Raw genomic sequence first — 20,264 nt, forward strand, 5'->3', positions numbered from 1 at the left:
AGAACGCCCGCGCTTCACGGATAGCCGAAATAGTCAGGGAAGGCCCATGAACTGTCAACTTAAGCTTAAGAAGCTGGTCTACAACTGGTCACTAGTTAACCAAATATGCGCACTATGCGGTGCCACTGCGCTCCAGCCCTACGCGCTATGCGAGCCATGTGAACAACAACTGCCCTGGCTGGATGATGACCACTGCTCACGGTGCGCCCTGCCTCTGGCCATGGCAGGCATGGAATGCGGACAGTGCAACCGCAGGCCGCCAGCATTCGAACGGGTTCTGGCACCCTGGCATTTCACATTTCCGGTGGACACCCTGATCAGTCGGTTCAAGCACAACCGTCAGTGGCCGCTGGGACGCCTGATGGCTGAGATTGCCGGTCATGCGCTGAGCCATCACTATGCCGAAGGCCTGCCCCGCCCCGACGTGCTGCTTGCTGTACCCCTGACACGGCGCCGACTGCGTGAACGGGGGTTCAACCAGGCTGCGATGCTGGCGCGTTGGTGGTCAAGGCAACTGGCAGTGCCCTTCGTCGAACACCTGCTGGTACGCACCCGCCACACCACGGCCCAGCAGCATCTGAGCGCCAAGGCTCGATGGCGCAACCTGCGTCAGGCGTTCGCCGTATGCGGTGGCCTGCACGGCCAGCATGTCGCGCTCGTCGATGATGTACTGACCACCGGCGCGACGGCGCAGGCTGTTGCACAGGTCCTGCGCAAGGCAGGTGCCGCACGTGTAGACGTCTACTGCCTGGCACGCACACCCAAGCCCGGCTATGCATGAGCGTGCAGGCCAGTGGCGGCGACGCAGTGGTACGCTACGCCCACCCCGTACACTGGCCCATCACCGAACCGGTCGGATGCCCATGCCCTTACCTGCCCCACTGACCCATCACATTACCCGCCGCCCACAGCGCGTGGCCCTCTTGCAGCACATTGCCGAGCAGGGCTCCATCACCCGCGCCGCCAAGGCTGCCGGCATGAGCTACAAAGCTGCCTGGGATGCGATCGATGAACTCAACAACCTGGCCAGCAGCCCCTTGGTAGAGCGCAGCACTGGCGGGCGCGGCGGCGGCGGTGCACGCCTGTCTGCCGAAGGCGAACGGGTGCTGCGGCTGTATCAGCGCCTGCAAGCCTTGCAAGCTCAGTTGCTCGAAGCCACCGATGATGTGAGCGACCTTGACCTGCTCGGTCGCCTGATGCTGCGCACCAGCGCCCGGAATCAGCTGCAAGGCCAGGTCAGCGCCCTTCATCGCGTGGGGTGGCATGACCGGGTCGGCCTTGCACTGAGTGGGGGGCTGCAGATCGAAGCCTTGATCACTCATGACAGCACCGAGCGCCTTGGGCTGACCTTGGGCACGACGGTGGTGGCCTTGCTCAAGGCAGGTTGGGTGCGCCTGCTGGGCCACAGCGACGAGGCGGATCAACAGCACAATTGCCTGCAGGTGACCGTGGACTCGATTCTGACGGGCACCGATGGCCCCCACGAGGTGCGCCTTGCGCTTGGCAATGGTCAGACCCTGTGCGCCTTCGCCGAACCGGCCTGGCTGGCAGAGCACCAGGTGACCGTTGGCAGCGCCCTGCGTGCGCAGTTCTCGGCCGCCGATGTGGTGATTGGTATCCCGGCCTGACCTGTAACGGCGTTTGGCACATGGCCGAGTGCCCTGCGGCGCCTCGGTGGCCAACGCGGTAACATGGGGGCCACGCTGCCTACCGCCGGAGTCATCATGTCCCACCCGTTCGCCACACTCACCCCCGACTTGGTGCTCGACGCCGTGGAATCATTGGGGTTTCTCAGCGATGCGCGGGTATTGGCACTCAACAGCTATGAAAACCGCGTCTACCAAGTGGGCATCGAGGGCGAGCAGCCCTTGATCGCCAAGTTCTATCGACCCGGTCGCTGGAGCGATGCAGCCATCGTCGAAGAACACCGCTTCACGGCCGAATTGGCCGGCTGCGAAGTGCCGGTGGTAGCGCCCCTGCAGCATCAAGGCAACACGCTGTTCGAACACGGCGGCTTTCGCTTTACGCTGTTCCCGCGCCGTGGTGGGCATGCCCCTGAACCCGGCAACCTCGATCAGTTGTACCGCTTGGGCCAGTTGATCGGACGCCTGCATGCCGTGGCTGCCAGCCGGCCGTTCGAACACCGGGAAGCGTTGGCTGTGGATAACTTCGGGCACGCCTCACTGGACACACTGCTAAAAGGCGGGTTCGTGCCCCGGGAACTGTTGCCCGCCTTCGAATCGGTCGCGCGCGATGTACTGGCTCGAGTGGAAGCCATCTATGCCCGCACCCCGCACCAGGTCATCCGCCTGCACGGTGACTTGCACCCGGGCAACCTGATGCACCGCGACGAGATCTACCATGTGGTTGACCTGGACGACTGCCGCATGGGCCCTGCGGTACAGGACCTGTGGATGATGCTGGCAGGCAATCGGGATGAGCGTCAGGGCCAGTTGGCCGAGCTGGTCGAGGGCTACAACGAATTTCACGACTTCGACCCGCGTGAGCTGGCGTTGATCGAGCCGCTGCGTGCCCTGCGTCAACTCCACTACAGTGCCTGGCTGGCGCGTCGCTGGGACGATCCGGCATTTCCGCCCAGCTTCCCGTGGTTCGGTCAGCCTAGATACTGGGGTGATCAGATTCTGGCGCTGCGTGAGCAAATGGCCGCCCTCGATGAAGCCCCACTCAAGTTGTTCTAGATCGACCGTCGGCGCTGTCTACAATAGCTGCCGTTAATCAGCATCTTAAGCAAGGACTCTGCATGCACGCTGCAAACCCGCGTCGCGGGTATCTACTGGGCCTGAGTGCCTACATCATCTGGGGCCTGTTCCCCCTGTACTTCAAAGCCATCCAAAGCGTCCCCGCCGTGGAGATCATCGTCCACCGTGTGCTGTGGTCAGCGCTGTTCGGCTCGATACTGCTCGCCTTCTGGAAACACCCCGGCTGGTGGCGCGACCTGCGCGACAACCCGCGGCGCTTGGCCATCCTGGCATTGAGCGGCACATTGATCGCAGCCAATTGGCTGACGTATGTCTGGTCGGTGAACAACGGACGCATGCTCGAGGCCAGCCTTGGCTACTACATCAACCCGCTGATCAACGTGCTGCTCGGCATGCTGATTCTCGGCGAGCGCTTGCGCCGTTTGCAGTGGCTGGCGGTCGGCCTGGCCGCGCTCGGCGTCATGCAACAGGTCTGGCAGGTGGGCAGCCTGCCCTGGGTATCCTTGGCACTGGCGCTGACCTTCGGGTTCTACGGGCTTATTCGCAAGCAAGCCCCCGTGGCGGCCCTGCCCGGCCTGGTTGTCGAGACCTGGATGCTGGTACCGCTGGCGCTTGGGTGGTTGCTGCTGCACCCCGGCGCGATGAGCGCGCAAGGTGAGTTCTATACCACAAGCGAGGCCTTGTGGCTGATGGCTGCAGGCCCCGTGACACTGGTGCCGCTGGTGTGTTTCAACGCTGCCGCACGGCATCTGCCCTACACCACGCTGGGCTTTCTGCAATACCTGGCGCCAACGCTGGTCTTGCTCCAGGCCATCTGGCTGTTCGACGAGCATCTATCCCCAAGCACGCTTACGGCATTCATGTTCATCTGGGCAGGGCTGGCGTTGTACAGCGTCGATGCGTGGTGGAGTTTGCGTAAAAGTCGCTGATCAAAAAACGATCATGTCTCTGTACGCCTTGATATACATGGCCTGCAGAGACATCTCCAGAGCTTATCCACACCCTCGTCCCCGCCGTTTGTGCACAACCCCTCTGCATTGATCAATTTTCGATCAAATCTCTGCAGCCCTTGCAAGCCGGGCGCTGGGGCCCGATAGCCCCAGCTTATCCACAAGGCCGTCCTCTCTAAATCGGGATAACCTCTGCCAGAGTCTGCGGCAGTGGCGAGCCGCATTTACTCATCCGCGCGCAACCGCAACTCCACCATCAAGTCATCGGCCAGCGCTTCCAGACGTTGCTGCAGCTGCTCCAGCGGCAGGGACGCGGGTAATGCCAGAAGGGCCTCGGCATGAAACAGGGGTTCGTTGCTCATCGGTGCCGGGCGTACCTCTGTGGCAATCCGTTCGACGTTCACATTCAGCTCGGCCAGCACACGGGTGATATCCCGCACGATCCCTGGCCGGTCGTTACCTACCAGCTCCATGCCAAAGGGTTTGGATGCATGGGCAGGCTCGCTGCCACTTTCGGCCAGTTGCACGCGAATGCCGTGTGCGGACAATGCCCCGAGCGCGTCCACCAACGCGTCATACCGATCCGCCGGCACTGCCACCCGCAGGATGCCGGCAAATTGCCCAGCCATGCGCGACATGCTGCTTTCCAGCCAGTTACCCTCGAAGTCGGCGATGCACTGGGCGATCCGCTCGACTTGGCCGGCCTTGTCCGGGGCGATCACGGTGAGCACAAGATGTTCCACGGAATGTTCCTCGAGTGGGGTTCAGGCCATACAGCGCCAAGGTGTCGCCACAGTATAGGCAAGGCGCGTCAACCTGCCGCAGGGCAATCCTCCTTATAAATCGTGTACTGTTTTTAGATTTATCTGGAACAATCACTCCGTTTTTTGCGAACATGGCGCTTCCTTGCAGGATCCTGTGCGACCAACAGGTCGCCTGACGGCGCTTTTAGTCTGATAGTGCCCAGCCGGCTGCTTCATGTAGTATCCGTGGGCGCGGACTACACAACGTCGTTTGAAGGTCTGTCGAGGCGCCTGTGAAGAATGCACGTTGCTTGCTGTCAGGCAGGCAAACCGCACCCAGCCGCGTCCGGGCTTGTACCGGAGGCATGCACTGGTGCCGTGCGAGGAGAAGCGCTACAGGCTCAATACAAAAGAGCGAAATAGCTGAGCAGAGTGAGGCAAGCAATGACTGGATACGTTCAAGTCGGTGGCCTTCAGGTCGCCAAAGTCCTGTACGACTTCGTGAACAACGAAGCCATCCCCGGAACCGGCATCATCGCCGAGCAGTTCTGGGCAGGTGCTGAAAAGATCATCAACGACCTCGCTCCAAAGAACAAAGCCCTCCTCGCCAAGCGCGACGAGCTGCAAGCCCAGATCGACGCCTGGCACCAGGCCCGCAAAGGCCAGGCCCACGACGCCCCGGCCTACAAGGCTTTCCTTCAGGAAATCGGTTACCTGCTGCCACAAGCCGACGATTTCCAGGCCACTACGCAAAACGTGGACGAAGAAATCGCCCACATGGCCGGTCCGCAGTTGGTGGTACCGGTCATGAATGCACGCTTTGCCCTGAACGCCGCAAATGCCCGCTGGGGCTCGCTGTACGATGCGCTCTACGGCACCGACGCCATCAGCGAGGAAGGCGGCGCCGAAAAGGGGCAAGGCTACAACAAGGTACGTGGCGACAAAGTGATCGCCTTCGCCCGTGCCTTCCTCGACGAAGCGGCACCACTGGCTGCTGGCTCGCACGTCGACTCCACGGCCTATCGCATCGAGGCCGGCCAGTTGGTCGTCACCCTCAAAGGCGGCAGCAACACGGGCCTGCGTGACGACGCCCAACTGGTCGGGTTCCACGGCGACAGCAACGCCCCCACTGCCGTGTTGCTCAAGCACAATGGCCTGCACTTCGAAATCCAGATCGATGCCAGTACCCCGGTGGGCAGCACCGATGCCGCAGGCGTCAAGGACATCCTGATGGAATCGGCACTGACCACCATCATGGACTGCGAAGACTCCGTGGCGGCAGTCGACGCCGACGACAAAGTGATCGTGTATCGCAATTGGCTGGGGCTGATGAAAGGTGACCTGGCCGAAAGCGTCAGCAAGGGCGGCAAGACGTTCACCCGCACCATGAACCCCGATCGCGAGTACGCAGCGCCGAACGGGGGCAGCGTCACGCTGCATGGTCGCTCGCTGCTGTTCGTACGCAACGTGGGTCACCTGATGACCAACCCGGCCATCCTCGACGCGCAGGGTAACGAAGTCCCGGAAGGTATCCAGGACGGTCTGTTCACCAACCTCATGGCGCTGCACAACCTCAACGGCACCACCAGCCGCCGCAATACCCGTACCGGCAGTGTGTACATCGTCAAGCCGAAGATGCATGGCCCGGAGGAAGTGGCGTTCGCCGCCGAGATATTCAGCCGGGTCGAAGACCTGCTGGGTATGCAGCGCAATACCGTCAAGGTCGGCATCATGGACGAAGAGCGCCGCACAACGGTCAACCTCAAGTCCTGCATCAAGGCCGCTGCCGAGCGCGTGGTGTTCATCAATACGGGCTTCCTCGATCGCACGGGCGACGAAATCCATACCTCCATGGAGGCAGGCCCGGTCGTGCGCAAAGGCGCCATGAAGAACGAGAAGTGGATCGGCGCCTATGAGAACAACAACGTCGATGTAGGCCTTGCCACCGGCCTGCAAGGGCGTGCGCAGATCGGCAAGGGCATGTGGGCCATGCCCGACCTGATGGCCGCCATGCTGGAGCAGAAGATCGCTCACCCGCTGGCCGGTGCCAATACCGCGTGGGTGCCTTCGCCGACGGCAGCCACCCTGCACGCCCTGCACTACCACAAGGTGGATGTGCAGGCGCGCCAGCGCGAGCTGGCTTCGCGCACACCGGCTTCGGTCGATGACATCCTGGCCATTCCGCTGGCGACCAACCCCAACTGGTCGGACGAGGAAATCCGCAACGAGCTGGACAACAATGCCCAAGGCATCCTGGGCTACGTGGTGCGCTGGATCGATCAGGGTGTGGGTTGCTCCAAAGTGCCCGACATCAACAACGTGGGGCTGATGGAAGACCGCGCCACCTTGCGCATTTCCGCCCAGTTGCTGGCCAACTGGCTGCGACATGGTGTAGTCAGCCAGGAGCAGGTGCTCGAAAGCCTCAAGCGCATGGCGGCAGTGGTCGACAAGCAGAACGCCAACGACCCGCTGTATCGCCCGATGGCGGGCAACTTCGACGACAACGTTGCCTTCCAGGCGGCAGTCGAGCTGGTGCTCGAAGGTGCCAAGCAGCCTAACGGCTACACCGAGCCTGTGCTGCATCGCCGTCGCCGTGAGTTCAAGGCACGCAACGGGATCTGAACGACCGGCGTATAGCGTGAGCTGCTTGCAGCGTTGATCGGCGGGGCCTTCGGGCCCCGCTTGCACATCAGGCCAGCTTCAATTCGCGCTTCACCAGTTCGAGCAGTTTCGCCAGGTCGACGGGCTTCAACAGAAAGTCCACAACCCCCAGGTGCATGACATCAACGGCCTCTTTCACATCGGTATCGCCTGATACCACGATGATCGAAAGCGCAGCCCGGTCCGCTTCCTGCATCTCGCGCACCTTGTGGATAAGGTACAGCCCATCCTCGGGCTGCATCCGCAGGTCGGTGATCATCAGCGCGATGCGAGGCTCCCAATGGAGCTTGAACAGCGCCTCCTGGGCGCCATCGGCCGTCATGCCGTCGATACCCTTGCTTTTGAGATACAACATCAAGGCTTCGCTGTTGACCGGATTATCGTCGACCACGAGCACTACCGGCCGGGCAGGCGGCGGCGCACTCACAGCAGCGAGTGCCGCACGCTCTGCGTCGCTCAAGATGTCGGTGTGCTCGGACATGGTCGTCTCGTATCCATTCGCTCTACTGGTAAGACCGCAGATTCTCCGACACACAATTTACCTTTCGTCGGATTATTGACGTGTTCGTGCCCTAGACTTACGTCCAATGGGCACCACGCCCTCTGCAGGCCGACCATGAATGCCGAAAACAACAAAGCCGACCCTATAGATAGATATATATAGTTCGGCGTAGCGATACGGTCAGGTCGATGAGCAAAAAAGACGCCTACCAGCAAGCGGGTAGAACGGCAGTGCTGCAAAACATCCAGGGCACCCTGCAATTCCTGCAGCGCTTTGCGCCCTTCAACCAGATGGAGCAGAGCCATCTGGCCTACTTGGTCGAGCAGTGCCAGCTGCGCTTCTACGCCAGCGGCGAAAGCATCATCAAGCCAAGCGACGGGCCGGTCGAGCACTTCTACATCGTCAAGCAGGGCCGCGTGGTTGGTGAGCGGCAGCACCTGGTCAAACCCGGCGTCGAAACCACGTTCGAGATTACCCACGGCGAGTGTTTTCCACTGGCAGCCTTGCTCGGCGAGCGAGCCACGCGTACGGAGCACCTGGCCGGTGACGACACTTTCTGCCTGCAACTGAACAAGGCGGCATTCATCCGCGTCTTTTCCCTTTCCGAGGTGTTCCGCGATTTCGCCTTGCGAGGGGTCAGCAGTCTTCTGGATCAGGTCAACCAACAGGTCCGTCAACAGGCGGTGCAAACCCTGGGCACCCAGTATTCCCTCAATACACCGCTAGGCGAATTGGCCATGCGTCACCCCGTGGCCTGCGCCCCCGAGACACCGCTGCGCGAAGCCGTGCGGCTGATGCATGAGCAGCAGGTTGGCTCGATCGTGATCGTCGATGGGCAGCGCCAGCCGACGGGCATTTTCACCTTGCGCGATCTGCGCCAGGTGGTTGCCGCAGCCGATGCCGATCTGGGTGCACCCATTGCACGGCACATGACCGCCGCACCGTTCTACCTGAGCCCCCAGGCGAGTGCCTTCGATGCGGCCATGGCGATGACCGAGCGGCATATCGCGCACGTGTGCCTGGTGGAGAGCGGGCGGTTGTGTGGGGTGGTGTCCGAGCGCGATCTGTTTTCCCTGCAGCGGGTGGACCTTGTGCACCTGGCGCGTACCATTCGTCATGCGCCGCGCCTGGACACGCTTGTTTCCCTGCGAGGCGAAATCAGTCAGTTGGTCGAGCGCATGCTCGCCCACGGTGCCTCCTCTACGCAGATCACCCAGATCATCACCTTGCTCAACGACCACACGGTATGCCGGGTCATCGAACTGGCGCTGGCAGAACGTGGCGATCCGGGGGTGCCGTTCAGTTGGCTCTGTTTTGGCAGTGAAGGGCGGCGCGAGCAGACCCTGCACACCGACCAGGATAACGGTATCCTCTTCGACGCAGCCGATGACACCGAAGCGCAGGCCATCCGGGCGCGGCTGCTACCGTTGGCGCAGTACATCAACCAATGCCTGGCGCAGTGCGGTTTTACCCTGTGCAAGGGCAATGTCATGGCCGGCAACCCTGCGCTATGCCTGTCCCACAGTGAGTGGTCACGGCGCTTTGCCGGCTTCGTGCGTGACGCAAGCCCGGAGAACCTCCTGGGCTCGAGCATCTACTTCGACCTGCGAGTAGTCTGGGGCGACGAACACACGTGCGAGGCGTTGCGCAGCACATTGCTGACGCAGATAGCCGACAACCGTATCTTCCAACGCATGCTGGCTGACAACGCCCTGCGCCAACGCCCGCCTGTGGGGCGTCTGCGCGACTTCGTGCTGACACGCCAGGGCACTGACAAGGCTGGCACCCTGGACCTCAAGGTTCAGGGCCTGACGCCCTTCGTCGATGGCGCACGTGTGCTGGCGCTGGCCCATGGGATCGGTGCTTGCAATACCCTGGAGCGCATCCGCCAACTGGTGGTCAAGGGTGTGATCGATCCCCTGGACGGCGCCGCCTACGAAGAGGCGTACCATTTCATCCAGCAGACCCGCATGCAGCAACATCAACGCCAGGCACGCGACAACCTGGCCTACTCCAACCGCCTGGACCCAGACAGCCTCAACCACTTGGACCGGCGCATCCTGCGCGAGTCGTTGCGCCAGGCTCAGCGGCTGCAAAGCAGCCTGGCCATGAGGTACCAGCTGTGAGCTTCTTCGCATGGCTGCGCCCCCAAGCTCCGCAACTGGCGCTTTCGCAGCGCGAACGCCTGGCGGCCTTGCCCCTACCCACCGCGCTTGGCACCTGCACCCTGCGCGAGCAGCGCTGGGTGGTACTTGACCTGGAAACCAGTGGCCTGAACACCAACCGCGATCAAGTCCTGTCCATAGGCGCAGTGGCCATCGAGGACGGGGCAGTGGACTTCTCGCAGCAGTTCGAGCGGACCCTGTACCGACCTGAGCAGAAGACCAACCCCAGCGTCCTGATACACGGCCTGGGCCCAAGCGCCCTGGCAGCGGGCTGCGACCCAGGGCACGCACTGCTTGACCTGCTCGAGTTCATTGGCACCAGCCCGGTGCTGGCTTTCCATGCGCCGTTCGATGAGCGCATGCTGGCACGGGCCCTCCGACAGAGCCTGGGTCATCGTCTGCAAATACCCTTCCTCGATGTGGCCGAGCTGGCACCCATGCTCAATCCCGACACGGTGTTGCGAGAAGCCGGTCTCGATGACTGGGTAGCGCGTTTCGAGCTGCAGGTACAAGCGCGTCATCACGCCAGCGCCGACGCACAGGTGACCGCAGAGCTGGCGTTGATTCTCTTGAGCCAGGCGCGCCGCCAGCACATCCAGAGCCCGGCGCAACTTGAGCAATGCCTGCAGAACTGGCGACGTCGGATGGCCCAGCGCCACGGCCTATAGGCAACGGGTCAGGCAGCCGGCCCTTACTACGTGATGGCGGTAGCGGGCTAGCACGCATGCCCCTGCCATATCGCCCAGGCTCGCGATCTCTCTAAAGGAGTTCGCACCATGTCATCCGTCTCACCCTTGCAACATTTCGAGTCATTCGACGCTGAAATCACTGCCCTACTGGCTCCCCTGCCCTTACCAGACCTGCAGCTTTCACCACTGGCGGGCCGGCAACAATTCTTCGGCGCGCTGGCAGACTACTGGAACCTGCCGGACGAAGCAGGCAGCAACCGCCGTGCTCGGCTCATTGCGCTTCGGCGACAACAGCTTCAGGCCGAAATGGACCTGCGCATCGCTGACGCAACACTGGAGCCTCTGGCAGCATCGCTATTACAGATGTGCCTTGACCAACCCATGTCCTGGACTCGCCAGGGCATCGAAGCGTCCAAGCGCCCACAGCTCTATCGGCTGCTGCTCGATTGCTCAAGACCCAACTGGCGGGCCTACTTGCCCGGCGCCATACTGCTTGTACAAGGCAGTATCGAGGGACAGATGATGACGGGCGATGCGGCCGGCGGCCCAGCCTTGTTATGCAGCCTCTCCCACGGCATCGAAGCGTTCGCCGATGTCCAGAGCCTGCACCTTGAGCTGTGCGAGCGGCTGGATGATCCCCTGCAAAGTCAGCCGATGCTCAAGCTACTGGCGCCTGGTGATGCCGACCGCGCCCATAACGCACAACGACTGCGTTACGACTGGCTGCCCGACGATCTAGTGGAAGTCCAGATTCAGGCCTTGATCGATGCCCAGCGAGCGCGATTGAACGCGGTATGGGGCAGCCAACCCGTGGATCAAACTGGGTTCGCCGAACGCCTGGCAACGGCCGCAGACCTGCTGCCTTGGGTGACCAGCAAGGCAGCGCTGCCGACGCGTTATGGCCTGCTGCTTGAAAAGCACGCTCCTGCCTGGCTCAAGAAGACCTCTACCCAAGGGCTCACGCATATCATGCAGACGATGCAGGAGCTGATCGTGGCCATCGATCAGGCCGCAGCGTCGGGCATTCCTACGCTTGAACAGTTCACCGAACGCAACAGCCTGCTGCAGTGGACCCGCGCTCGCCTCAGCGAGCGATTGAGACTGGACCACCAACTCGATCTGGCACCCGAACAGATCTTCATCAGCGTCACCATTGCCCGTCAGACCGGCCCGGTGATGCCTCCAGCTCAGCCCAGCAGCTATATACCCATCGCTAGCCGGCCGCAGACAGGGGACACCGTGGAGTTGGTCAGGCAAACCTACAGTCTGGATCAGTTGGCGTTGGTGAATGTGGGCTTGCTGGACCTGGACTACTGGCTGACCGCTCGAGTCCACCATAAGGACGAGACAAACATTCAAGGCTTGTCCCCTGCGCAGGCTCGGCAGATGGTCCGTGAGCTCAATGTCGGCGACAGCTATTCACGCTTTCTACGCAGCCACTTGATCGATCTGGAGCAAGGCCAGTGGCGACGGGATGCACATGCGCGAATCAACTGTGCTCGCATGCGGGCTGAAGCCGCCAAAGCCCGCTATGCCGGCCACTTCATGCCCGACCCGCTTGAGCAGGGCTATCGCTGGAGCAGGACCGTGCTCAACTACCCCGACAGCGACTGGCGCCCCCTGGTGCAAGAGAACCGCCTGAGTGTACGGCAGTTGCTGATTGCCGGGCACACCGTACAGGGGGTACTGCTGATCACGCCTGAAACACCGCAAATGCAGCGCTTTCTGGTGTATGCGCCAGATGCACCGGATCGCAGGCCTTGGCGCGAATACGCCAATGCGCGTGCGCTGATCCGATCGCTCCGCGCCAACCCGGATCTACGCACCTACGTGATGGACCGCATACCCTTGGCCCGGCGCAAAACCATCGAGCGCTTGCTGACCAAGGGCGGGCTCGCTCAGCGTCTGAGTCGCCCGGTCATCTCCGGCAATTTTTTGCACGCCTGTTATCTGGCAGAGGTCCGCGCGCTCATGTCGACGGTCGATGCCAGCACTAACACCAAACTGGAGCTGCTGGGCGAGGCCAGCCTGCATGCGTTGTGGATAATACTCGATTTGCTCAGCTTCGTGATTCCGGTACGTGGCCTGGCGCCGTTGGCATTCGCCCGCGCGGTGCTGAGCGTGCTGGACAGCCTTGAAGCGCTGGAAAAGAAAGATCGGGTAGGCGTGCTCAAGCATATGGTGGAGGCTTTTACCCACATGAGCGACGGGGTCAACAGCATCGGCGGCACGACAGTGATCAGGCGCGCCATTCGCGCCATGCCTCCCAACCCACCCTTGATGCTACCGCCTACCTTCCAGGTACGTCCGGACACCGCCAAGTTGCGTTACCGAATCGACGGCATCCATAGCGAAGGCGTGTATGAAAAGCCATCCGAACGTGCGGGACTGGCCCTCTACTACATCCAGGACAAGCAAGGCCGGTACTATCAGGTGGCGTTCGACGGTTATCGCTGGCGTGCCATAGACCCCAGGAAAACCGATGCCTACAGCAAGGTGGCGGTCAGACGGAACGCTGAAGGTGAATGGATCGTCGACTCACCCGTGCTGTGGCACGACGGCCTGCCAGACCTCAACGCATTGCTGGAGCTCTGTCAGCTTCCCGCGCCCCCAGACGGGATCCCACTGGAAGGGGCGAAGGAACTGTACGAAAGCGACGGCCAACCTTACTTGCTCGCCGGTGGCCATGCCTTGCCCGTGCGTGCCCACCTGCTGGCGGATCACTACCATCTGCTGATACCCGGACAGCCCGCTGCGACCACCACCGCATGGGCAATCCTGCGCTGGCACGACGGTCAATGGCGTATACGCGTGCGCCAACCGGGGCGAAGCAGCGACTGGCTGGCACTGCCTGCCGCTTATGCCGTCACTGTAGGCAGCACCTGATCCAGCCGTTGGTACAAGGCACTCTCAGCCGGCCAGTTGCGAAGTAGCCTCGCCCGGTCCCGAGCGAAAGCCGGCGCGAAGCTGCCCTGGCTACCGTGCTGGCACATGGCGTCCAGGTCGATCAGCGACCACCGGCCCCGCTCCCAGAACAGGTTGTGCCCCTTGAAGTCACCGTGGCTGATGCGCTCGCGGATCAGCTGTTGCATGAGCTGCACCAAGGCCTCCACCTGTTCGGCCGGCGCATCGCCCTGCTCGACGAAGGGGGCAAAGCATTCGATGAGGTCGGGGCCGTCGATGTAGTCGGTCACCAGGTAGGCGCGCGTGCGCAAACCCAGTACTCGCTGCTCCAGCACCGCCAGCGGGCGCGGGGTAGCGATGTCGAGAAACGACAGGCGATGCCCTTCGATCCACGAGTGCCAGGCCCTGCTCGGTCGCCAGAAGCGCTTGAGCCAGTGGAGGGTGTTCTTGATGTTGTAGCGTTTGATGACAAGCTTGCGGCCATCCACCTCGACCCGTGCCACGCTGGCTGCGCCGCCAGTCTTGTACAGGTGCCCACGGTCGATCAGCTCATCCGCCTGCTCAAGCACCGGCAACAGGGCCTGGGCCTCGCTACGGACCACAGCCCGCAGGCTCGTCAGGCTGCGCTCCACACTGAACAGGCTGCAATCGCGGCCGGCCTTGTTCAGGAAGTCGCGTTGGCGCCAGACGCGGATCTTGTCTATGTGCTTCTGCAACGCCTCCATCGGCAATGCATGCTCGGCATTGGCCAACAGGTAATGCACCAGCAGCTCCTCGGTGTACGGCTCCAGGCGCTTGGGTAGCTGCGCGAAGAACACACCAAGGTTTTCCAGCACGCGAGGGCGAGAAAGCTGCTGGCCTGGCGTTTCAGCCTTGATACCGGCCCCATCGATCAGGTACAGCTTGCCTGCATGACGCAGCAGGTTGTCCAAGTGCAGGTCCTCCTGCCACAGCCCCTGCTTGTGCATCTGCGCCACAGCCGCCAGGGCCTCGCCCAGCACCTGCTGCTGCTCGTCGGCGAGCACAGGCAGGTGCTCGACCGCCGCCCAGGCATCGGCCAGGCTTTGCGCGCCATCGAGGTACTCGAACAACAGCCAGCCGCCCTCACCCTCCACCAGGCCATCGGCGAGCAGCACCGGCGTAGTCAGCCCCTGCGCGGCGAGCAGCTTCACGCCTTGCAGCTCACGCTGGAACTGGCGCGCGGCATTGCTGCCCACCAGCAATTTGGCCAGTACCGGCCTGCCACGCCATACCCCGGCCCCCACATAACGCTGGCCCGGCAGCACGCGCAGTAGACTGAGCAACTGCAGCTCGGCGCTACCGGCGGCATCGGCGAGGTTGATGGCAAGCGGCAGCGATGGGCTGCGCCCTGTGTCCTTCAGCTCGGAAAGCTGCATCAGCGAGCCTCCTTGTGATGACGGCGTTGTACCAGGCGGTTGACCCAGGTTTGGACCAGCGTGCTGTCGATGGGTTGTGCGAGGTAGGCTGCCAGCAATGTGCGTATCTCGCCGTCGCTCCATACCGGTGCCCGGCGCAGCAAGGGCTCGAGGTCCTTGAGGCGGTCGCGCATGCCGAAGAGCAAGGGCCGGGTCTTCTCCAGGTCGATCAACTGCGCCTCCCAGCCTTCTTTGCGCTTACGCAGGAAGATGTGCTTGGGGTAGAAGCAACCATGTACCTGCCCAGCACCGTGCAGCGTGCGCGCCAACTGACCGCAGGCCTGGAGCATGCCATCGCGTACCGATGCATCGAGTTCGGGCCATTGCAGCAACTGGCTGTCGAGGTCGCGCCAGTCGTCCAGCGCGCGGGTCATCAACAGTGCCCGGTGCTTGCCACCTTGCTTGCGCTCACCGTAGAACACTGCCTCCAATGCAGGAATGTGCAGCTTCTGATAGCGAACGATATTGCGAAATTCGCGAGCGAAGGTCGGCTCGCCAAAGGGCTTGTGCAGGCTACGGGTAAGGTAGTCGCTCTGGCGCTTGAGGTAATACCCTTTGCCCTCGAGTTCCAGGCGGTACACGCTGCTCCAGCCGCCGCGGCCGGTATTGGGCTCGTCCACCGCGTCGAGTTCGAGCGCCCACAGCGCCTCGAAGTCGTCCAGGCCATGGCGCTGGAGCAACGCACGGTCTGCGCTGGCCATATAGTCGGTCATTCCCTTCCCTCGAAAAAGCCCAGCACCTGACGAATGCGCTTCTTGTCACGGGCATTGAGCCGGTCGCGGCCTCGGTACTGCAAGTAAAAGCGCAGGCGCTGGGTTGCCGAAAGGTGGTACTTGGCGACCTTGTCCAGGCAGGCCAGGTCCTTGATCAGGCGATGGCGCCACATGAACCCACGCCAGAAGTCACCCGTGGGGCAATCGATGAAGAACAGCGTCCCTTGGTCATCGACCAGCAGGTTGCGCCACTTCAAATCGTTATGGGCGAAGCGATGCTCGTGCATGACCCGGGTGTGGCGTGCCAGCTGGCGGCTGATGTGGTCCACCCAGGCGCGATCGGCCAGGCGGGCATCGTTGCGGTCGGCCAGTGCCGAGAGGTCCTCGGTGTTGGGCAGCTCGCGGGTGATCATTGCGCCACGGCCGAACGCCAGGCCATTGCGTTCGAGCCCCCAGGCGACCACATCGGCCGTGGGGATGCCCCACTTGGCGAACTGCTTGAGGTTCTGCCATTCAGCCTTGATACGTGGGCGACCCAGGTAGCGGCGCATGTGCTTGCCAGCACCGGTGTAGCGCTTGACGTAATAGTTGACGCCTTCACGCTCGACACGCACCACTTCGCTGAGCGGATCCCGGGTCAGGCGTTCGCCCTGAAGGGCGAATACCGCCTCGAGGCTGCCGAAATCATTCGCCAGGTGCGCGTAACCTGGCGCCAGTGTCCAACTGGCCATCAGAGTGCATCCCCATAGCGTTGTTTACGGTCGTAGAGTTTCTGCGCCTTGCGCTCAAGCCAGGCGAGCAGTGCAGCTTCGTCCTTCATGACCTGACGCAGCGGGCGCTGGAAGTAGCTGCGCAGAAAACGCAGTTTGTCGCGTTGGGTCAGGCCAATGTCCAGGGCTGAGAAATACAGGGCAGCCAGGTCCTTGTTGCGCCAGCGGCGGCTGATGGCTGGGCGGGTCTGGGCGCGGTGCAGGTCGATCACCGACAACTTGAAATCATCGGCCGTCACGGGCCGGTCGGTGTGCAGCAGGAAGTGACAGATGTAGCAGTCCCGGTGGTTGACGCCGGCACGGTGCATGCCACCGGTCATCTCGGCCACGCGCGTGATCAGGGCACGTTTGAGGCGTGGCGCAGGCGGCTGCCTGATCCAGTCGATGCTGAAGTCTTCCAGGCTGACGGTCGGCGCCAGTTCCTCGGTGATGATGAACGAATGCTGAGTGGCCGGGTTGCCGCCCCGCTCACCGAAAGCCACGGCCGTCATGGTTGGCACGCCAACCTGGTGCAGGCGCTCGATGGCCTGCCACTCCTGGCCGGCGCCCAACACCGGCAACTTGGCCGTGAGCAGGTTCTTGAAGATCTCGCCCCAGCCAATGCCGCGGTGGATCTTCACGAAAAAGCCTTCGCCGGCGACCTCCGTACGCAGGGTGCGGCGCCCCTCGAGCTCCCGATAGACTTCGCCCTGCAGCGCTTCTACCGCCTCGAAGGCATCGCGCCCAGCCCAAAGCCGCTTGAAGGGCTCTGCCACGATCAATTTCATGCCCCCTCCTGCCCTAGGATTACATCGGCGGCACGCTGCGGCATGCTGTAAAGGTCGGCCGTGTCGGCAAATGCCAGGCCGTTGCGCGACCAATCGGCCCGCGCCGCGGGGTCATCGAGCATACGCTGCAGGTAGCGGTTAAGCTGCTCCTGCTCGAACGGCTCGTCCAGCACCAAACCGCAGTCGGCCTCGGCGATGTAGTGGGCATAGCCGCACACGTGCGAAACCAGCACCGGCAGGCCGGCGACCAGGGCTTCAAGCAGCACGGTGCCTGTGTTCTCGTTGTAAGCCGGGTGGATCAGCAGGTCGGCGCCCAGCAGGAAGCGTGGGATATCGCTGCGCCCCTTGAGAAACTGCACCTGGTCGCCCAGGCCCAGCGTCGCGCTCTGCAACTGGAAGACCTTAGGGTCGTCCTGGCCGATCACCAGCAACCGGGTGCGCTTGCGCAAGGGCGCGGGCAATGCCGCCAACGCCTTGAGGCTGCGGTCCACGCCCTTGGTCTTGAAACCGGAACCGATCTGCACGATCAGCAACGCATCCTCGGCCAGGTCGAACTCCTTGCGCAGGTCGGCGCGAATTTCAGCAGCGTTGGGCGGCGCCCGACGATCCTGGGAAATGCCCGGTGGCAGCAGGTGAAAACGCTCGACCGGGGTGCCGTAGTGCTTGATGAACAGCGGCTGCTGCACCTCGGAAATCATCAGGATCTGGGTGCCGGCATCCTTGGCGAACACCGCCCGCTCGTATTCGGCGAAATGCCGATAGCGGCCCCAGCGGCGGTACAGGTCGCTGCGCAGGTTCTGCGCCTTGTCCTCAAAGCAGCCGTCGGCGGCGTAGTACACATCCAGCCCTGGCATCTTGTTGAAACCGATGAGCCGGTCTACCGGGCGCTTGGCCAGGTCGGCCTGCATCCAGGCGGTGAGTTTCTCGTTGCGCCGGTGATTGAAGATCGCCTTGACCGGCGCCACCAGCACTTCGAAGCCCGGCGGAATGTCGCCCTCCCAGATCAGTGTGTAGACCCGGATCTGGTGGCCGCGCTGCTGGCACTCCAGGGCTATGCGCATGAAGTCGCGCTGCAGACCGCCAAAGGGGAAGTATTTGTAAAGTACGAAAGCCAGTTGCATCAACGGACATCCTCAGCCAGCAGCAGCGCGCTCAGGCGGCTCGCTACATGCTCGGGATTCAGGCGAGTGAAACACAATGGCCACTCGCGGTTCAGATCGTACCGGCGCAGGTCTTCGGCGCTCGGTTTGTAGGTGCACTTCTTCTGCAAGCAGGGTGCGCACGGCCAGTCACTGGCCTGGTGGATCTGGGTCCGTCCATAGGCGCCGGTCAGGCCCGGATTGGTAGGGCCGAACAGCGAAAGCGTCGGTACATCGAGGGCTGCCGCCAAATGGCCCAGGCCGGTATCGACGGCGACGCAGGCCTTTGCAGCGGCCAGCACACGTGCGACGCCGGCCAGGTTCAACTTGGGCAGTACCTGGCAATGGTTCAAGCCTTGGGCGATGCGCTCGGCCCGGGCCTTCTCGGCCGGGTTGCCCCAGGGCAGGCGCACTTCCAGCCTGCGCCGGCCCATGCGCTCGGCCAGCTCGCGCCAGTAGGCCTCGGGCCAGTGCTTGGTGGTCCAGGTGGTCCCGTGCAGGAAAACCACATAGGGCGCTGCCGGCGGCAACTGCAAGCGCTCAAGGTCCAGGCCGTAACGGCCAATGCCCTCGGGCAGGTCATAGGCCAGCGCCATGGCGAACAGCTGGCGCACGCGCTCGACGGCATGCTGGCCGACCGCAACCGACAGGCGTCGGTCGTAGAAGCGGCTGGCCCAGCCCTCACGGGCCGAATACCGGTCCAGGCCTGCGACCGGCGCCTTCACGTAGCGGGTCAGCCACGCCGACTTGACCAGGCCCTGGGCATCGATCACCAAGTCGTACTGGCGTTCGCGCAGGCGCTGCTTGAAGGCCTTCCACTCGCCGCTGCGAACGGTCTGCCAGAGGTGTTTGCGCCAGCGACGGATGGCCACCGGAATGACCTGATCGACCGCCGGATGCCAGCTGGGTATCTCGGCAAAGCCTTCCTCGACGACCCAGTCGAACCGGATGCCGGGTATGGCATGGGCTGCATCGGTGAGCGCTGGCAGCGTGTGGATCACATCGCCCAGCGAGGACGTCTTGATGATCAGTACCCGCACTTAGTCGACCTCGGTCAGCACGTCGATGATGTTCGCACCGCCCAGACGGGTCAGCGCGGCGATGACCTGACCGGGTTCGAGCAGACGCAGGCAGTTGTAGTGACCGAAGCGGCAGGTGCGATCGAAACAAGGGCTGCATTCGATGCCCAGGCGCACCACCTCGACCTGGCTGGCCAGCGGCGGCGTGAAGCCAGGCGATGTCGAGCCGTATACGGCGACCAGCGGGCGATTGAGCGCCGCCGCCACATGCATCAACCCGGAATCGTTGGAGACCACAGCGTCTGCGCAGGACATCAGGTCGATCGCCTCGGCCAGGGAGGTTTCACCGGCCAGGTTCACGGACTCTTCGCGCAGGCCAGGGATCAGCCGTTCGCGGATCTGCTCACCCACTGGGTGATCACTTTTCGAGCCGAACAGCCAGACCTGCCACCCCTGGCGGATCATGGCATCGGCCACGGCGGCGTAGTGCTCGGCCGGCCAGCGCTTGGCTTCGCCGAATTCAGCGCCTGGGCACAGCGCCAGCACCGGACGGTCCAGCTCCAGGCCGAACTTGGCCAGGGCCGCCTCACGGCTGTGTGGCTCGATCTGCAGGCTGGGCTGGGGGTAGGTCTTTGGCAGCTCGGCGCCCGGGGCATAGGCCAGGGCCATGAAGCGCTCGATCATCAGCGGGTAACGCGCTTTGTCCAGCTTGCGGACATCGTTGAGCAAACCGAAACGCATTTCGCCACGCCAGCCGGTGCGCTTGGGGATACCGGCAAAGAACGGCACCAGCGCCGATTTCAGCGAATTGGGCAACAAGATGGCCTGGTCGTACTGACCACTGAGCGACTTGCCGAGGCGCCGCCGCGTGGCCAGCTCCAGCGCACCGTGGCCGAGCGGGAAGCTCAAGGCCTGGCGCACCTCGGGCATGCGCTCGAGGATTGGCCGGCTCCATTCGGGGGCCAGCACATCGATCACGCAGTCGGGGTGCTGCTGTTTCAGGCACTGGAACAAGGTCTGCGCCATCACCATGTCGCCGACCCAGCTGGGGCCAATGATCAGTATTCTCATGCTAGGTCCAGAAAC

General features: G+C 62.9%; 17 protein-coding genes. 8 read left to right on the forward strand and 9 right to left on the reverse strand.

What is annotated here, in order from left to right:
- Positions 1-46 precede the first annotated feature (46 nt).
- The 4 genes from MOP87_RS19120 (at position 47) to rarD (ending at position 3,649) form a co-directional block, all read left to right on the forward strand.
- Complete coding sequence (locus tag MOP87_RS19120) at positions 47-781, forward strand: ComF family protein (protein WP_028686639.1); 735 nt, start codon at positions 47-49, stop codon at positions 779-781.
- 82 nt (positions 782-863) lie between these two features.
- Entirely contained in the window at positions 864-1,628 is a 765-nt protein-coding gene (locus MOP87_RS19125; RefSeq protein WP_027913596.1) for a TOBE domain-containing protein, read from the forward strand.
- A 96-nt stretch (positions 1,629-1,724) separates the two neighbouring features.
- Positions 1,725-2,699: a serine/threonine protein kinase gene (locus MOP87_RS19130; RefSeq protein ID WP_028686641.1), complete on the forward strand. Its 975-nt coding sequence runs from the start codon at positions 1,725-1,727 to the stop codon at positions 2,697-2,699.
- 62 nt (positions 2,700-2,761) lie between these two features.
- The gene (gene rarD, locus MOP87_RS19135; protein ID WP_049695338.1) at positions 2,762-3,649 is read left to right on the forward strand and encodes an EamA family transporter RarD; all 888 of its coding nucleotides are present in this window, start codon (positions 2,762-2,764) and stop codon (positions 3,647-3,649) included.
- Positions 3,650-3,894: 245 nt separating this feature from the next.
- Here rarD and MOP87_RS19140 read toward each other — a convergent pair whose 3' ends face one another.
- Positions 3,895-4,413, reverse strand: coding sequence for an ACT domain-containing protein (locus MOP87_RS19140; RefSeq protein ID WP_027913593.1), 519 nt, complete (start codon positions 4,411-4,413; stop codon positions 3,895-3,897).
- Positions 4,414-4,857: 444 nt separating this feature from the next.
- Between MOP87_RS19140 and MOP87_RS19145 the strand changes: the two genes are divergently transcribed.
- Positions 4,858-7,035 carry a malate synthase G gene (locus tag MOP87_RS19145; protein WP_027913592.1) on the forward strand — a complete coding sequence of 726 codons (2,178 nt, stop codon included), beginning with the start codon at positions 4,858-4,860 and terminating at the stop codon, positions 7,033-7,035.
- Between the two features lie 67 nt (positions 7,036-7,102).
- Here MOP87_RS19145 and MOP87_RS19150 read toward each other — a convergent pair whose 3' ends face one another.
- Positions 7,103-7,555, reverse strand: coding sequence for a response regulator (locus MOP87_RS19150; RefSeq protein WP_027913591.1), 453 nt, complete (start codon positions 7,553-7,555; stop codon positions 7,103-7,105).
- A 209-nt stretch (positions 7,556-7,764) separates the two neighbouring features.
- Here MOP87_RS19150 and MOP87_RS19155 point away from each other — a divergent pair, with 209 nt between their 5' ends.
- From MOP87_RS19155 to MOP87_RS19165, 3 genes are all read left to right on the forward strand, one after another.
- Positions 7,765-9,702, forward strand: a complete 1,938-nt coding sequence (locus MOP87_RS19155) for a putative nucleotidyltransferase substrate binding domain-containing protein (RefSeq protein ID WP_027913590.1) — start codon at positions 7,765-7,767, stop codon at positions 9,700-9,702.
- Entirely contained in the window at positions 9,699-10,409 is a 711-nt protein-coding gene (locus tag MOP87_RS19160; protein WP_027913589.1) for a 3'-5' exonuclease, read from the forward strand. The genes MOP87_RS19155 and MOP87_RS19160 overlap by 4 nt, the downstream gene beginning before the upstream one ends.
- A gap of 108 nt (positions 10,410-10,517) precedes the next feature.
- On the forward strand, positions 10,518-13,316 hold the full coding sequence (locus tag MOP87_RS19165; RefSeq protein WP_088522857.1) for a DUF6543 domain-containing protein: 2,799 nt from the start codon (positions 10,518-10,520) through the stop codon (positions 13,314-13,316).
- On the opposite strand, the gene MOP87_RS19170 is transcribed toward MOP87_RS19165, so the two are convergent.
- Genes MOP87_RS19170 through waaF form a run of 7 tightly spaced genes read right to left on the reverse strand, consistent with a single transcriptional unit; the run spans position 13,289 to position 20,249 of the window.
- Positions 13,289-14,731 carry a lipopolysaccharide kinase InaA family protein gene (locus tag MOP87_RS19170; RefSeq protein WP_145278946.1) on the reverse strand — a complete coding sequence of 481 codons (1,443 nt, stop codon included), beginning with the start codon at positions 14,729-14,731 and terminating at the stop codon, positions 13,289-13,291. The two genes, MOP87_RS19165 and MOP87_RS19170, sit on opposite strands and share 28 nt — an antisense overlap.
- Entirely contained in the window at positions 14,731-15,483 is a 753-nt protein-coding gene (locus MOP87_RS19175; RefSeq protein ID WP_059183569.1) for a lipopolysaccharide kinase InaA family protein, read from the reverse strand. The genes MOP87_RS19170 and MOP87_RS19175 overlap by 1 nt, the downstream gene beginning before the upstream one ends.
- Complete coding sequence (locus MOP87_RS19180; RefSeq protein ID WP_027913585.1) at positions 15,480-16,214, reverse strand: lipopolysaccharide kinase InaA family protein; 735 nt, start codon at positions 16,212-16,214, stop codon at positions 15,480-15,482. Before MOP87_RS19180 ends, MOP87_RS19175 begins: the two co-directional genes overlap by 4 nt.
- A complete protein-coding gene (gene rfaP / locus MOP87_RS19185; protein WP_027913584.1) occupies positions 16,214-17,020 on the reverse strand; it encodes a lipopolysaccharide core heptose(I) kinase RfaP in 807 nt (268 codons plus the stop codon). The genes MOP87_RS19180 and rfaP overlap by 1 nt, the downstream gene beginning before the upstream one ends.
- Positions 17,017-18,141: a glycosyltransferase family 4 protein gene (locus MOP87_RS19190; protein WP_027913583.1), complete on the reverse strand. Its 1,125-nt coding sequence runs from the start codon at positions 18,139-18,141 to the stop codon at positions 17,017-17,019. The genes rfaP and MOP87_RS19190 overlap by 4 nt, the downstream gene beginning before the upstream one ends.
- Positions 18,141-19,199 (reverse strand): lipopolysaccharide heptosyltransferase I, encoded by a 1,059-nt coding sequence (waaC, locus tag MOP87_RS19195; protein ID WP_028686647.1) that lies wholly within the window; start codon positions 19,197-19,199, stop codon positions 18,141-18,143. The genes MOP87_RS19190 and waaC overlap by 1 nt, the downstream gene beginning before the upstream one ends.
- Entirely contained in the window at positions 19,200-20,249 is a 1,050-nt protein-coding gene (waaF, locus tag MOP87_RS19200) for a lipopolysaccharide heptosyltransferase II (protein ID WP_242809900.1), read from the reverse strand.
- Positions 20,250-20,264: the final 15 nt, after the last annotated feature.

The sequence above is a fragment of the Pseudomonas sp. I3-I5 genome, from assembly GCF_022699445.1.
Classification (GTDB): Bacteria; Pseudomonadota; Gammaproteobacteria; order Pseudomonadales; family Pseudomonadaceae; genus Aquipseudomonas; species Aquipseudomonas fulva.

Bases quoted from the DNA above. Each gene is read 5' to 3' on its own strand.
- MOP87_RS19120 (WP_028686639.1), top strand. From the start codon at position 47: ATGAACTGTCAACTTAAGCTTAAGAAGCTGGTCTACAACTGGTCACTA.
- MOP87_RS19125 (WP_027913596.1), top strand. From the start codon at position 864: ATGCCCTTACCTGCCCCACTGACCCATCACATTACCCGCCGCCCACAG.
- MOP87_RS19130 (WP_028686641.1), top strand. From the start codon at position 1,725: ATGTCCCACCCGTTCGCCACACTCACCCCCGACTTGGTGCTCGACGCC.
- rarD (WP_049695338.1), top strand. From the start codon at position 2,762: ATGCACGCTGCAAACCCGCGTCGCGGGTATCTACTGGGCCTGAGTGCC.
- MOP87_RS19145 (WP_027913592.1), top strand. From the start codon at position 4,858: ATGACTGGATACGTTCAAGTCGGTGGCCTTCAGGTCGCCAAAGTCCTG.
- MOP87_RS19150 (WP_027913591.1), bottom strand. From the start codon at position 7,555: ATGTCCGAGCACACCGACATCTTGAGCGACGCAGAGCGTGCGGCACTC.
- MOP87_RS19155 (WP_027913590.1), top strand. From the start codon at position 7,765: ATGAGCAAAAAAGACGCCTACCAGCAAGCGGGTAGAACGGCAGTGCTG.
- MOP87_RS19165 (WP_088522857.1), top strand. From the start codon at position 10,518: ATGTCATCCGTCTCACCCTTGCAACATTTCGAGTCATTCGACGCTGAA.
- MOP87_RS19170 (WP_145278946.1), bottom strand. From the start codon at position 14,731: ATGCAGCTTTCCGAGCTGAAGGACACAGGGCGCAGCCCATCGCTGCCG.
- MOP87_RS19175 (WP_059183569.1), bottom strand. From the start codon at position 15,483: ATGACCGACTATATGGCCAGCGCAGACCGTGCGTTGCTCCAGCGCCAT.
- MOP87_RS19180 (WP_027913585.1), bottom strand. From the start codon at position 16,214: ATGGCCAGTTGGACACTGGCGCCAGGTTACGCGCACCTGGCGAATGAT.
- rfaP (WP_027913584.1), bottom strand. From the start codon at position 17,020: ATGAAATTGATCGTGGCAGAGCCCTTCAAGCGGCTTTGGGCTGGGCGC.
- MOP87_RS19190 (WP_027913583.1), bottom strand. From the start codon at position 18,141: ATGCAACTGGCTTTCGTACTTTACAAATACTTCCCCTTTGGCGGTCTG.
- waaF (WP_242809900.1), bottom strand. From the start codon at position 20,249: ATGAGAATACTGATCATTGGCCCCAGCTGGGTCGGCGACATGGTGATG.